This window comes from Klebsiella sp. RC2 (genome assembly GCF_014192815.1).
Taxonomy (GTDB): domain Bacteria; phylum Pseudomonadota; class Gammaproteobacteria; order Enterobacterales; family Enterobacteriaceae; genus Klebsiella; species Klebsiella variicola.
This window is the reverse complement of record NZ_JACHYL010000006.1, coordinates 124,218-136,762: the sequence shown is the minus strand read 5'-3', so window position 1 is coordinate 136,762 and position 12,545 is coordinate 124,218. Positions and strand designations below refer to the sequence as shown.

Annotated in this window: 12 protein-coding genes; 9 read left to right on the top strand and 3 right to left on the bottom strand. The window is 56.1% G+C overall.

Annotated features, from left to right (window positions below):
* The first annotated feature begins 22 nt into the window (after positions 1 to 22).
* The 9 genes from murC (at position 23) to mutT (ending at position 10,773) form a co-directional block, all read left to right on the top strand.
* Positions 23 to 1,498 carry a UDP-N-acetylmuramate--L-alanine ligase gene (murC, locus tag FHW76_RS18850; protein ID WP_008807431.1) on the top strand — a complete coding sequence of 492 codons (1,476 nt, stop codon included), beginning with the start codon at positions 23 to 25 and terminating at the stop codon, positions 1,496 to 1,498.
* The gene (locus FHW76_RS18845; RefSeq protein ID WP_048267453.1) at positions 1,491 to 2,411 is read left to right on the top strand and encodes a D-alanine--D-alanine ligase; all 921 of its coding nucleotides are present in this window, start codon (positions 1,491 to 1,493) and stop codon (positions 2,409 to 2,411) included. Before murC ends, FHW76_RS18845 begins: the two co-directional genes overlap by 8 nt.
* A 1-nt stretch (position 2,412) precedes the next feature.
* Positions 2,413 to 3,243 (top strand): cell division protein FtsQ, encoded by an 831-nt coding sequence (ftsQ, locus tag FHW76_RS18840; protein WP_008807429.1) that lies wholly within the window; start codon positions 2,413 to 2,415, stop codon positions 3,241 to 3,243.
* Complete coding sequence (gene ftsA, locus FHW76_RS18835; protein WP_004204343.1) at positions 3,240 to 4,502, top strand: cell division protein FtsA; 1,263 nt, start codon at positions 3,240 to 3,242, stop codon at positions 4,500 to 4,502. Before ftsQ ends, ftsA begins: the two co-directional genes overlap by 4 nt.
* A 62-nt stretch (positions 4,503 to 4,564) precedes the next feature.
* Positions 4,565 to 5,716, top strand: coding sequence for a cell division protein FtsZ (gene ftsZ, locus FHW76_RS18830; RefSeq protein ID WP_002888628.1), 1,152 nt, complete (start codon positions 4,565 to 4,567; stop codon positions 5,714 to 5,716).
* Positions 5,717 to 5,816: 100 nt separating this feature from the next.
* Positions 5,817 to 6,734, top strand: a complete 918-nt coding sequence (gene lpxC, locus FHW76_RS18825; protein WP_002888632.1) for a UDP-3-O-acyl-N-acetylglucosamine deacetylase — start codon at positions 5,817 to 5,819, stop codon at positions 6,732 to 6,734.
* A gap of 323 nt (positions 6,735 to 7,057) precedes the next feature.
* Positions 7,058 to 7,555: a secA translation cis-regulator SecM gene (secM, locus tag FHW76_RS18820; RefSeq protein ID WP_049245540.1), complete on the top strand. Its 498-nt coding sequence runs from the start codon at positions 7,058 to 7,060 to the stop codon at positions 7,553 to 7,555.
* A 62-nt stretch (positions 7,556 to 7,617) separates the two neighbouring features.
* Positions 7,618 to 10,323, top strand: a complete 2,706-nt coding sequence (gene secA / locus FHW76_RS18815; RefSeq protein ID WP_008807427.1) for a preprotein translocase subunit SecA — start codon at positions 7,618 to 7,620, stop codon at positions 10,321 to 10,323.
* A gap of 57 nt (positions 10,324 to 10,380) precedes the next feature.
* On the top strand, positions 10,381 to 10,773 hold the full coding sequence (mutT, locus tag FHW76_RS18810) for an 8-oxo-dGTP diphosphatase MutT (RefSeq protein ID WP_012968936.1): 393 nt from the start codon (positions 10,381 to 10,383) through the stop codon (positions 10,771 to 10,773).
* 52 nt (positions 10,774 to 10,825) lie between these two features.
* On the opposite strand, the gene yacG is transcribed toward mutT, so the two are convergent.
* Genes yacG through coaE form a run of 3 tightly spaced genes read right to left on the bottom strand, consistent with a single transcriptional unit; the run spans position 10,826 to position 12,393 of the window.
* Entirely contained in the window at positions 10,826 to 11,020 is a 195-nt protein-coding gene (gene yacG / locus FHW76_RS18805) for a DNA gyrase inhibitor YacG (RefSeq protein ID WP_008807425.1), read from the bottom strand.
* Positions 11,021 to 11,029: 9 nt separating this feature from the next.
* Positions 11,030 to 11,773, bottom strand: a complete 744-nt coding sequence (gene zapD / locus FHW76_RS18800) for a cell division protein ZapD (protein WP_008807424.1) — start codon at positions 11,771 to 11,773, stop codon at positions 11,030 to 11,032.
* Positions 11,773 to 12,393, bottom strand: coding sequence for a dephospho-CoA kinase (coaE, locus tag FHW76_RS18795; RefSeq protein WP_122533332.1), 621 nt, complete (start codon positions 12,391 to 12,393; stop codon positions 11,773 to 11,775). Before coaE ends, zapD begins: the two co-directional genes overlap by 1 nt.
* Positions 12,394 to 12,545 lie beyond the last annotated feature (152 nt).

Genomic DNA, 12,545 nt, shown 5'->3' with positions numbered 1-12,545 from the left:
ACAGAAGTTGATGGCGTAAAGAATGAATACACAAGATTTGGCAAAACTGCGTTCCATAGTGCCCGAGATGCGTCGCGTCCGGCACATTCACTTTGTCGGCATCGGCGGTGCCGGTATGGGCGGTATTGCCGAAGTGTTGGCTAATGAAGGTTACCAGATCAGCGGCTCCGACCTGGCGCCGAATCCGGTGACCCAACAGCTGTCGCAGCTTGGCGCCACTATTTATTTCAACCATCGCCCGGAAAACGTGCGCGATGCCAGCGTTGTGGTCGTTTCCAGCGCGATTTCCGCGGATAACCCGGAAATCGTTGCCGCACACGAAGCGCGCATTCCGGTGATCCGCCGTGCGGAAATGCTGGCGGAGCTGATGCGCTTCCGCCACGGGATTGCGATTGCCGGAACTCACGGCAAAACCACTACCACCGCGATGGTGTCCAGTATTTACGCCGAAGCCGGGCTCGACCCGACCTTCGTCAACGGCGGGCTGGTGAAAGCGGCGGGCGTGCATGCCCGTCTCGGCCATAGCCGTTATTTGATTGCGGAAGCGGATGAGAGCGATGCGTCGTTCCTGCATCTGCAGCCGATGGTCGCGATTGTGACCAACATCGAAGCCGACCATATGGATACCTACCATGGCGACTTCGAAAATCTGAAGCAGACCTTTATTAACTTCCTGCACAACCTGCCGTTCTACGGACGCGCGGTGATGTGCGTGGACGATCCGGTTATTCGTGAACTGCTGCCGCGCGTCGGCCGGCAGATCACCACCTACGGTTTTAGCGACGACGCCGACGTTCGCGTCGAGGACTACCGTCAGCTTGGGGCTCAAGGCCATTTTCGCCTGGTGCGTCAGGATAAAGAGATCCTGCAGGTCACGCTCAATGCCCCGGGTCGCCATAACGCGCTGAACGCGGCGGCGGCGGTTGCCGTGGCGACGGAAGAGGGAATTGACGACCAGGCGATCCTGCGCGCGCTGGAAAGTTTCCAGGGAACCGGACGCCGCTTTGATTTTCTTGGCGAGTTTCCGCTGGCGGAAGTCAACGGCAAGCCGGGCAGCGCGATGCTCATCGATGACTACGGCCACCACCCGACGGAAGTGGACGCCACCATCAAAGCCGCGCGCGCTGGCTGGCCGGATAAAAATCTGGTGATGCTGTTCCAGCCGCACCGTTATACCCGTACCCGCGATCTGTATGACGATTTCGCCAACGTGCTGACCCAGGTCGATGCGCTGCTGATGCTGGATGTCTATCCGGCGGGCGAAGCGCCGATCCCGGGCGCCGATAGCCGCTCACTGTGCCGTACGATCCGCGGTCGCGGTAAAGTTGACCCAATCCTGGTCTCTGACCCGGCCCAGGCCGCGGAGATGCTGGCGTCGGTGCTGACCGGTAACGATTTAGTGCTGGTGCAGGGCGCGGGCAATATCGGAAAAATTGCCCGTCACCTGGCTGAAATCAAACTGGCTCCGCAAAAAACGGAGGAAGAGCGCCATGGCTGATAAAATCGCGGTGCTTTTCGGTGGAACCTCCGCTGAACGTGAAGTGTCGCTGAATTCAGGCGCCGCGGTGCTGGCCGGGCTGCGTGAAGGCGGGGTGGATGCCCATCCGGTCGACCCGCGCGACGTCGATGTTACCCAGTTAAAAAATCTGGGCTTTAAGAAAGCGTTTATTGCCCTCCATGGCCGCGGTGGGGAAGATGGCACGCTGCAGGGGCTGCTGGATCTGATCCAGGTGCCTTATACCGGCAGCGGTGTGATGGCCTCCGCGCTGTCGATGGATAAACTGCGCAGCAAATGGCTGTGGCAGGGGGCGGGATTGCCGGTCGCGCCGTGGGTCGCGCTGACCCGCGCCCAGTTTACTGCAGGACTTTCTGCTGCCGTTGAACAACAGATTGCGGCGCTGGGCCTGCCGGTCATCATCAAGCCGAGCCGTGAAGGCTCCAGCGTTGGGATGTCGAAAGTCAGCGAAAGCTGTGATTTACCGAGTGCATTGGCGCTGGCTTTTCAGCATGATGATGAAGTTTTGGTCGAAAAATGGCTTAGTGGGCCGGAATTTACCGTCGCCATCGTCGGTGAAGAAATTTTACCGTCAATACGTATCCAGGCCGCGGGAACCTTCTATGATTATGAGGCGAAGTATCTGTCTGATGAGACGCAATATTTCTGCCCTGGATTTGAAGATCCCGCGCGTGAGTCAGACATCCAGAGCCTGGTGCTTAAAGCCTGGAATGTTCTGGGTTGTAAAGGCTGGGGCCGTATTGACGTGATGCTGGACAGCGATGGCCAGTTTTATCTGCTGGAAGCAAATACTTCCCCGGGCATGACCAGCCATAGCCTTGTACCGATGGCGGCGCGTCAGGCAGGAATGAGCTTCTCCCAGCTTGTTGTACGAATTCTGGACCTGGCGGGGTGATATGTCGCAGGCTGCGCTGAATACGCGGAACCATGAAGAGGACGTTTCTTCTTCGCGTCGGAGTAATGGAACGCGGCTGGCAGGGATCGTTTTCCTGCTGGCGGTGCTGTTTACCGTGCTGGTCAGCGGGTGGATGGTTCTTGGCTGGATGGAAGATGCGCAGCGCTTGCCGCTGTCGAAGATGGTGGTGACCGGCGAGCGTCACTATACGCGCAATGATGACATCCGCCAGGCGATTCTGGCGTTGGGTTCACCGGGTACTTTCATGACTCAGGATGTGAACATTATTCAGAGTCAAATTGAACGCTTGCCGTGGATTAAGCAGGCGAGCGTCCGTAAGCAGTGGCCCGATGAATTGAAGATTCATCTGGTTGAATATGTGCCGATTGCGCGCTGGAATGATCAACATATGGTGGATGCAGAAGGAAATGCCTTCAGCGTACCGGCGGATCGCACCAGCAAACAGAATTTACCGATGTTATACGGCCCGGAAGGCAGTGAGAACGAAGTGCTGCAAGGGTATCGTGACATGGGGCAGGTGCTGGCAAAGGATAAATTCACGTTGAAAGTGGCGGCGATGACCGCCCGTCGCTCCTGGCAGTTGACGCTTAATAATGACATTAAGCTCAACCTTGGCCGTGGCGATACCATGAAACGGCTTCAGCGCTTTATGGAACTCTACCCGGTTCTCCAGCAGCAGGCGCAGACCGACGGCAAACGGATTAGCTACGTTGATTTGCGTTATGACTCGGGTGCGGCAGTGGGCTGGGTACCTGCTCCCGTAGAGGAAACTAATCAACAACAGAATCAGGCACAGGCAGAACAACAATGATCAAGGCGACGGACAGAAAACTGGTAGTTGGACTGGAGATTGGCACCGCTAAGGTGGCCGCTTTAGTAGGGGAAGTTCTGCCCGACGGCATGATTAATATCATCGGCGTGGGCAGTTGCCCATCACGTGGTATGGATAAAGGCGGTGTGAACGACCTCGAGTCGGTGGTGAAATGCGTACAGCGCGCCATCGATCAGGCCGAACTGATGGCGGATTGCCAGATTTCATCAGTTTATTTGGCACTTTCGGGTAAACATATAAGCTGTCAGAATGAAATCGGGATGGTACCGATTTCGGAAGAAGAAGTGACGCTGGATGACGTTGAGAACGTGGTCCACACCGCGAAGTCGGTTCGCGTCCGCGATGAACATCGCGTCCTGCACGTGATTCCGCAGGAATATGCCATCGACTACCAGGAAGGGATTAAAAACCCGGTAGGGCTGTCCGGCGTGCGTATGCAGGCGAAGGTGCATCTGATTACCTGCCATAACGATATGGCGAAAAACATTGTTAAAGCGGTGGAACGTTGCGGTCTGAAAGTTGACCAACTTATTTTCGCCGGGTTAGCGGCCAGTTATTCGGTATTAACAGAAGATGAACGTGAGCTGGGCGTCTGCGTCGTGGACATCGGCGGTGGTACAATGGATATCGCCGTCTACACCGGCGGCGCATTGCGTCACACCAAAGTGATCCCGTACGCCGGGAACGTGGTGACCAGCGATATCGCCTATGCCTTTGGTACGCCGCCGAGCGATGCCGAAGCGATTAAGGTTCGTCACGGTTGCGCATTAGGTTCCATCGTCGGTAAAGACGAAAACGTCGAAGTCCCGAGCGTAGGCGGACGTCCGCCGCGCAGCCTGCAGCGTCAGACGCTGGCAGAGGTGATTGAACCGCGTTATACCGAGCTGCTTAATCTGGTCAACGAAGAGATCCTGCAGCTGCAGGAACAGCTTCGCCAGCAGGGTGTCAAACATCATCTGGCGGCAGGGATTGTGTTAACCGGCGGCGCGGCGCAAATTGAAGGCCTGGCGGCCTGCGCGCAGCGGGTATTCCATACCCAGGTGCGTATTGGCGCGCCGCTGAACATTACTGGTTTAACGGATTACGCCCAGGAGCCGTATTATTCGACGGCGGTTGGGCTGCTGCACTACGGCAAAGAGTCACATTTGAGTGGTGAAGCGGAAGTCGAAAAACGCGTGACGGCGTCAGTGGGCTCGTGGATTAAACGACTCAACAGCTGGCTGCGAAAAGAGTTTTAATTTTTTAAGAGAACGCAGACAATTAGCGTTCTCAGGCGACAGGCACAAGACGGAGAGAAACTATGTTTGAACCTATGGAACTGACCAACGACGCGGTGATTAAAGTCATCGGCGTCGGTGGCGGCGGCGGTAACGCCGTTGAACACATGGTGCGCGAGCGCATTGAGGGTGTTGAATTCTTCGCGGTGAACACCGATGCGCAGGCGCTGCGTAAAACGGCTGTTGGCCAGACTATCCAGATCGGTAGCGGTATTACCAAAGGTCTGGGTGCGGGCGCGAACCCGGAAGTCGGCCGCAATGCGGCGGACGAAGACCGCGAAGCGCTGCGTGCGGCCCTTGATGGCGCAGACATGGTGTTCATCGCGGCAGGTATGGGCGGCGGTACCGGTACCGGTGCGGCGCCAGTGGTTGCGGAAGTGGCGAAGGATCTGGGTATCCTCACCGTTGCGGTGGTCACGAAGCCGTTTAATTTCGAAGGCAAGAAGCGCATGGCGTTTGCTGAGCAGGGGATCACCGAGCTGTCCAAGCACGTTGACTCACTGATCACCATCCCGAACGACAAGCTGCTGAAAGTACTCGGCCGTGGTATTTCTCTGCTCGACGCGTTCGGCGCGGCAAACGATGTACTGAAAGGCGCGGTGCAGGGTATCGCCGAACTGATTACGCGTCCGGGCCTGATGAACGTCGACTTCGCGGACGTCCGTACCGTGATGTCAGAAATGGGCTACGCGATGATGGGCTCCGGCGTGGCGAGTGGTGAAGACCGTGCGGAAGAAGCGGCTGAAATGGCTATCTCTTCTCCGCTGCTGGAAGATATCGACCTGTCCGGCGCGCGCGGCGTACTGGTTAACATCACTGCGGGCTTCGACCTGCGTCTGGATGAGTTCGAAACCGTGGGTAACACCATCCGTGCCTTTGCGTCGGATAACGCGACCGTGGTTATCGGGACCTCTCTGGATCCGGATATGAACGACGAGCTGCGCGTGACCGTGGTGGCGACCGGTATCGGCATGGACAAGCGTCCGGAAATTACCCTGGTGACCAACAAACAGGTTCAGCAGCCGGTGATGGATCGCTACCAGCAGCACGGTATGTCGCCGCTGACGCAAGAGCAGAAGCCGGCAGCAAAAGTGGTGAACGACAATACGCCGCAAACCGCGAAAGAGCCGGATTATCTGGATATCCCAGCCTTCCTGCGTAAGCAAGCCGATTAAGAATCGACTGGAAGTTGGGCATCTGCGCTCTTTGTGCTAAACTGGCCTCCCGATAGTGGTGTACACTTCGGTTGGATAGGTAAATTGGCGAGATTATACGATGATCAAACAAAGGACTCTTAAACGTATCGTTCAGGCGACTGGTGTCGGTTTGCATACCGGCAAGAAAGTCACACTGACGTTACGCCCTGCGCCGGCAAATACCGGGGTCATCTATCGTCGCACCGACTTGAATCCACCGGTAGATTTTCCGGCTGATGCCAAATCTGTGCGTGATACCATGCTCTGTACTTGCCTGGTTAATGAGCATGACGTGCGGATTTCTACGGTTGAACACCTGAACGCCGCATTGGCTGGCCTGGGTATCGACAACATTATTGTTGAAGTCGATGCGCCGGAAATCCCGATTATGGACGGCAGTGCGGCTCCGTTCGTTTATCTGTTGCTGGACGCCGGCATCGATGAACTGAACTGCGCCAAGAAATTTGTTCGTATCAAAGAGACGGTTCGCGTCGAAGATGGCGACAAATGGGCTGAATTCAAACCGTACAATGGTTTTTCGCTGGATTTCACCATCGATTTTAACCATCCGGCGATTGATGCCAGCACCCAGCGCTATACGCTGAACTTCTCGGCCGATGCGTTCATGCGTCAGATTAGCCGTGCGCGTACCTTCGGTTTTATGCGCGATATCGAATATCTGCAGTCCCGCGGCCTGTGCCTGGGCGGCAGCTTCGATTGTGCCATCGTTGTTGACGATTATCGCGTACTGAACGAAGACGGTCTGCGCTTTGAAGACGAATTTGTTCGCCACAAAATGCTGGATGCGATCGGTGACCTGTTTATGTGTGGTCACAACATTATCGGCGCATTCACGGCGTACAAATCGGGTCACGCGTTGAATAACAAACTGCTGCAGGCGGTCCTGGCAAAACAGGAAGCCTGGGAGTATGTGACCTTCGAAGACGACGCAAAACTGCCTATGGCGTTCCGCGCACCGTCGATGGTTCTGGCGTAAGCCTGACCATTCAGTAAATTCGACTGGTAACCTGGTACTCTCTCCGACCAGGGAACCAGTCGTTTTTCTTTTATAACCCCTTCCAGTTATTTTTCGCAGTGATTGTCGGGCAATAATTAGCGCGCGTTCGCTGTTTTATTAAGCGTTTTCCCCGGGCAATCGCCTTCATTCATGCTGCCTCAGCGCGGTAATAATGTTAGTATTTGAGCGCAAAATTATTTCTCCGGGTTGCTTTACCCCGTGGATGTCAGGGTGTCCTGCAAAAAACGCTAATTAAGAGGCGGCCTGAACGACGACGGGTATACCAACGAAAGGTAATGAAAGTGAGTGGATTGCTGACGCGCTGGCGACAGTTTGGCAGACGGTATTTTTGGCCGCATCTCCTGTTGGGGATGGTCGCGGCCAGCTTCGGCCTGCCCGCGCTTAGCAACAGCCACGAAACTGCGACGCCGGCGAAGGCAACGTCCAGCAACCATAATCCGAGCAAAGTTAACTTCTCTCAGCTGGCGCTGCTGGAGAGTAATCGTCGGCCGAACTTTACCGTCGACTACTGGCATCAGCACGCCATTCGCACCGTTATTCGTCATCTCTCCTTCGCGATGGCGCCACAGGCATTGCCGGTGGCGGAAGAAACTTCCCCGCTGCAGGCCCAACATCTGGCGCTGCTTGATACGCTCAGCGCGCTGCTGACCCAGGACAGCACGCCGCCGGTGGTGATCCGCCAGGTGGCTTACATCTCTTCCTCATATTCTGCCTTCCGCGTGAGCGCCTGGATTAGCCAGGTGGCGGGGATCCGCGCAGGACCTCAACGTCTCAGCTGAAAATAACCACGGACCATCCTATTTTTTGTGACTCCGCACCGCGGGGCGTTTGAGATTTTATTATGCTTATTAAAATGTTAACTAAGGTTTTCGGCAGCCGTAACGACCGTACGCTGCGTCGTATGCGCAAAGTTGTCAATATCATCAACGGTATGGAACCGGCGATGGAAAAACTCTCTGATGACGAGCTGAAAGCGAAAACTGCTGAATTCCGCGCGCGCCTGGAAAAAGGCGAAGTGCTGGAAAACCTGATCCCGGAAGCCTTTGCCGTCGTTCGCGAAGCCAGTAAGCGTGTGTTTGGCATGCGCCACTTCGACGTCCAGCTGCTGGGCGGTATGGTGCTTAACGATCGCTGCATCGCCGAGATGCGTACTGGTGAAGGTAAAACGCTGACCGCGACCCTGCCGGCGTACCTCAACGCGCTGACCGGTAAAGGCGTCCACGTGGTGACCGTCAACGACTATCTGGCGCAGCGTGACGCCGAAAACAACCGTCCGCTGTTCGAATTCCTTGGTATGAGCGTGGGCATCAATATGTCCGGTCTGCCGGCGCCGGCGAAGCGTGAAGCCTACGCTGCCGATATTACCTACGGCACCAACAACGAATACGGCTTCGACTATCTGCGCGACAACATGGCCTTCAGCCCGGAAGAGCGCGTTCAACGTAAACTGCACTATGCGCTGGTGGATGAGGTGGACTCCATCCTGATCGACGAAGCGCGTACCCCGCTGATCATTTCCGGTCCGGCGGAAGACAGCTCTGAAATGTACCGTAAGGTAAACAAAATCATCCCGCACCTGATCCGTCAGGAAAAAGAGGATTCGGATACCTTTACCGGTGAAGGCCACTTCTCTGTTGATGAGAAAGCCCGCCAGGTTAACCTGACCGAACGCGGTCTGGTGCTCATCGAAGAGCTGCTGGTGCAGGAAGGCATTATGGAAGAAGGTGAGTCGCTGTACTCCCCGACCAACATCATGCTGATGCACCATGTGACCGCCGCGCTGCGCGCCCATGCGTTGTTCACCCGCGACGTTGACTACATCGTTAAAGATGGCGAAGTTATCATCGTCGATGAGCACACTGGCCGTACGATGCAAGGCCGCCGTTGGTCCGATGGTCTGCACCAGGCGGTAGAAGCCAAAGAAGGCGTGGAGATCCAGAACGAGAACCAGACGCTGGCCTCTATCACCTTCCAGAACTACTTCCGCCTGTACGAGAAACTGGCGGGGATGACCGGTACAGCGGATACCGAAGCCTTCGAATTCAGCTCTATCTATAAGCTGGATACCGTTGTCGTGCCGACCAACCGTCCGATGATCCGTAAGGACATGGCGGATCTGGTCTATATGACCGAAGCGGAAAAAATTCAGGCGATTATCGAAGATATTAAAACCCGCACCGCTGCCGGCCAGCCGGTGCTGGTGGGGACTATCTCGATCGAAAAATCCGAAGTAGTTTCGCGCGAGCTGACCAAAGCCGGCATCAAGCACAACGTACTGAACGCCAAGTTCCACGCCAGCGAAGCGGATATCGTCGCCCAGGCGGGTTATCCGGCAGCGGTGACCATTGCCACCAACATGGCGGGTCGTGGTACCGATATTATGCTCGGCGGTAGCTGGCAGGCGGAAGTCGCCGCGCTGGAAAATCCGACGCCGGAACAGATTGAAAAAATCAAAGCGGACTGGCAGGTGCGCCATGATGCGGTTCTGGCCGCAGGCGGTCTACACATTATCGGTACTGAGCGTCATGAATCACGCCGTATCGATAACCAGCTGCGTGGCCGTGCGGGTCGTCAGGGTGATGCCGGTTCTTCCCGCTTCTACCTGTCGATGGAAGATGCCCTGATGCGTATCTTCGCCTCCGATCGTGTGTCCGGCATGATGCGCAAACTGGGGATGAAACCGGGTGAAGCCATCGAGCACCCATGGGTGACTAAGGCTATCGCCAACGCCCAGCGTAAAGTGGAAAGCCGTAACTTTGATATTCGTAAGCAGCTGCTGGAATATGATGATGTGGCTAACGACCAGCGCCGCGCGATCTACACTCAGCGTAACGAACTGCTGGACGTGTCTGATGTCAGCGAAACCATCAACAGCATCCGCGAAGACGTCTTTAAAGCGACTATCGATGCGCATATTCCGCCGCAGTCTCTGGAAGAGATGTGGGATATTGAAGGCCTGCAGGAGCGTCTGAAAAACGACTTCGACCTCGAGCTGCCGATCAAAGAGTGGCTGGATAAAGAGCCAGAGCTGCATGAAGAGACCCTGCGTGAACGTATTCTGCAGAGCGCGGTAGAAACTTACCAGCGTAAAGAAGAAGTGGTCGGTGCCGAGATGATGCGTCACTTTGAGAAAGGTGTGATGCTGCAGACCCTGGACTCCCTGTGGAAAGAGCACCTGGCAGCGATGGACTATCTGCGTCAGGGTATCCATCTGCGTGGCTATGCGCAGAAAGATCCGAAGCAGGAGTACAAGCGCGAATCGTTCTCTATGTTTGCTGCGATGCTGGAGTCACTGAAGTATGAAGTGATTAGCACCCTGAGCAAAGTCCAGGTGCGTATGCCGGAAGAAGTCGAAGCGATGGAGCAACAGCGTCGTGAAGAAGCCGAGCGCCTGGCGCAGATGCAGCAGCTCAGCCATCAGAGCGACGATGAGGCCGCTGCCGAGGATCTGGCGGCACAAACCGGCGAGCGTAAAGTGGGGCGTAACGATCCCTGTCCGTGCGGTTCCGGTAAAAAATATAAACAGTGCCACGGCCGTCTGAGCTAAGGCCTGATAAAAAAACAAAGGCGCAGAGTTCTGCGCCTTTTTTATGGAGCTGATTCAATGAAAAAACTGCAAATCGCCGTCGGGATAATTCGCAATCCGCAAGGCGAAATCTTTATTACCCAGCGCGCCGCTGATGCCCATATGGCGAATAAGCTGGAGTTCCCGGGCGGGAAGATTGAATCTGATGAGACGCCGGAGCAGGCGCTAATTCGCGAGCTGCAGGAAGAGGTTGGAATTACGGTAAGGTCTGCAACGCTATTCGATAAGCTGGAGTATCAGTTCCCTGACCGCCATATAACGCTGTGGTTTTTCCTTGTGGAAAGTTGGCAAGGCGAGCCATGGGGCAAAGAAGGGCAACCGGGACGGTGGATGGCGGGTCAGACACTGGATCCAGAGGCGTTCCCCCCGGCGAATGAACCGGTTATCAACAAACTTATCGGCCTGGGCTGAGCGTCAGGCTACAACGCTAACCCGATAATTATCGGGTTAGCGTGCCGGTAAATCAGGGCTGCTGCTCGCTCCAGTCATCGCTGTCGGAGAGATCGCCCGCACTGGGGATGCGTTTCTCTTCTGCGGCCCATTCTCCCAGATCGATCAGCTGACAGCGCTTGCTGCAGAATGGACGAAAGGGACTCTGCTCGCCCCACACCACGTTTTTGCCGCAGGTCGGGCAGTTGACGATGGTCTCTTCAGACATGTTATCTCCTTAGCAGCAGGCCAGTTCAAAATCAAAGCGCTCCGGCACGATCCCATACTCACTGTCCAGCGGCAGGAAACGGATAGCGAAACGGCTCTTATGGCCGGAGATCTGCGGATACAGCTGGTGAGCCAGATCGAGACGCAGACGTAGCAGATCGGCATCTTCGCCATTATCCTGGTAAAAGCCGTTGAGGCTGGTCTGTTTGCGAAACAGCGCAGAGTTACGGATCAGGTCGAGGATCAGGTTCAGGGACTGGATCAGCGGATCGAGGCTGGCGAGCCAGCTGGCCACCTGCTCGTCCCGATGCGCCTGTGGCATATGGAGCCAGATATGCAGGGTCGGTAAATCGAAGCTGCAGCAGCCGCCTGGAATACTCAGGCGCTGACGCACCAGCGCAATCAGGCGATCTTCACGCAGAAACTGGCCAATACGCGGCGCGGCCATCAGGGTGCTGGAGGATTGCTTCAGCTGCTGGCGCAGTTCGTTAATGCGCTCCTGATCGACGCCCGGTACTTCAGCCCAGGACTGGAGCTTGCGCTGCTGGCGCTCCAGTTCTTTAACCAGGTCGGTACGCACCTCGCCACGCTCCAGCACATCCAACAGATCGCCGGCGTTACGGAAAAAATGGAGCGCATCGGCATGAGTGGCAATCATCGGATGGAAAGCCATTTGCTGGATCAGAAATTCGATGCGCAGCCAGGTACGCATTTTCTCATTAAGAGGATGTTCAAACAGAACGGGGGTATGCATTACGAGTTTTCCTGTGAGGCGGCCTGCGATGCCAGCATTAAATACTTTTCGTGCAGGCGGGCAACATCCGATGCCACTGCATCCGGCGTGCCAGTGTTTTCAATAACATCGTCCGCGACGGCCAGGCGCTGCTCGCGCGTGGCCTGAGCGGCAAGAATATGTTCAGCATGTTCGCGGCTGACCTTGTCACGCAGCATGGTGCGTTCGATCTGCGTTTCTTTTGGCACATCGACGACCAGTACGCGATCGGCCTGACCGGACAGGCGGTTTTCGACCAGCAAAGGTACGACCCAGAGGAGATAAGGGGAGGTAGCAGCCTGCATCTGGCGGCGCGTTTCCTGCTGGATCAGCGGATGCAACAGCGCGTTAAGCCAGGCTTTATCCTCCACGTGAGCAAAAATTTTTCCCCGCAGCAGGCGGCGGTTCAGCGTGCCGTCGGGGGCAATCATCTGCGACCCAAAGTGGCCGGCGATGGCCTGGAGCGCTGGGGTGCCAGGTTCGACCACCTGGCGGGCGATAACATCGGCATCAACAACGTTAACCCCGAGCTGCGCGAAGGCGTCTGCGACCGTGCTTTTACCGCTGCCGATCCCACCTGTTAACGCGACTGTGTACCCCATATCTTCTGACCCTGAAACGGATTGCTCGTATTTTTTGCATTCAGACAGCGATGACTGGCCGCACGTCGGAGAGGTGATAGTGATCATGTCGTGATAGTCACGTGCCAACCGGGATCGCCGCCCGCTATTCTGTTTCTTTTAATCAAGCAAAT

Coding starts and splice junctions, on each gene's coding strand:
- murC (WP_008807431.1), top strand. CDS start 23: ATGAATACACAAGATTTGGCAAAACTGCGTTCCATAGTGCCCGAGATG.
- FHW76_RS18845 (WP_048267453.1), top strand. CDS start 1,491: ATGGCTGATAAAATCGCGGTGCTTTTCGGTGGAACCTCCGCTGAACGT.
- ftsQ (WP_008807429.1), top strand. CDS start 2,413: ATGTCGCAGGCTGCGCTGAATACGCGGAACCATGAAGAGGACGTTTCT.
- ftsA (WP_004204343.1), top strand. CDS start 3,240: ATGATCAAGGCGACGGACAGAAAACTGGTAGTTGGACTGGAGATTGGC.
- ftsZ (WP_002888628.1), top strand. CDS start 4,565: ATGTTTGAACCTATGGAACTGACCAACGACGCGGTGATTAAAGTCATC.
- lpxC (WP_002888632.1), top strand. CDS start 5,817: ATGATCAAACAAAGGACTCTTAAACGTATCGTTCAGGCGACTGGTGTC.
- secA (WP_008807427.1), top strand. CDS start 7,618: ATGCTTATTAAAATGTTAACTAAGGTTTTCGGCAGCCGTAACGACCGT.
- mutT (WP_012968936.1), top strand. CDS start 10,381: ATGAAAAAACTGCAAATCGCCGTCGGGATAATTCGCAATCCGCAAGGC.
- yacG (WP_008807425.1), bottom strand. CDS start 11,020: ATGTCTGAAGAGACCATCGTCAACTGCCCGACCTGCGGCAAAAACGTG.
- zapD (WP_008807424.1), bottom strand. CDS start 11,773: ATGCATACCCCCGTTCTGTTTGAACATCCTCTTAATGAGAAAATGCGT.
- coaE (WP_122533332.1), bottom strand. CDS start 12,393: ATGGGGTACACAGTCGCGTTAACAGGTGGGATCGGCAGCGGTAAAAGC.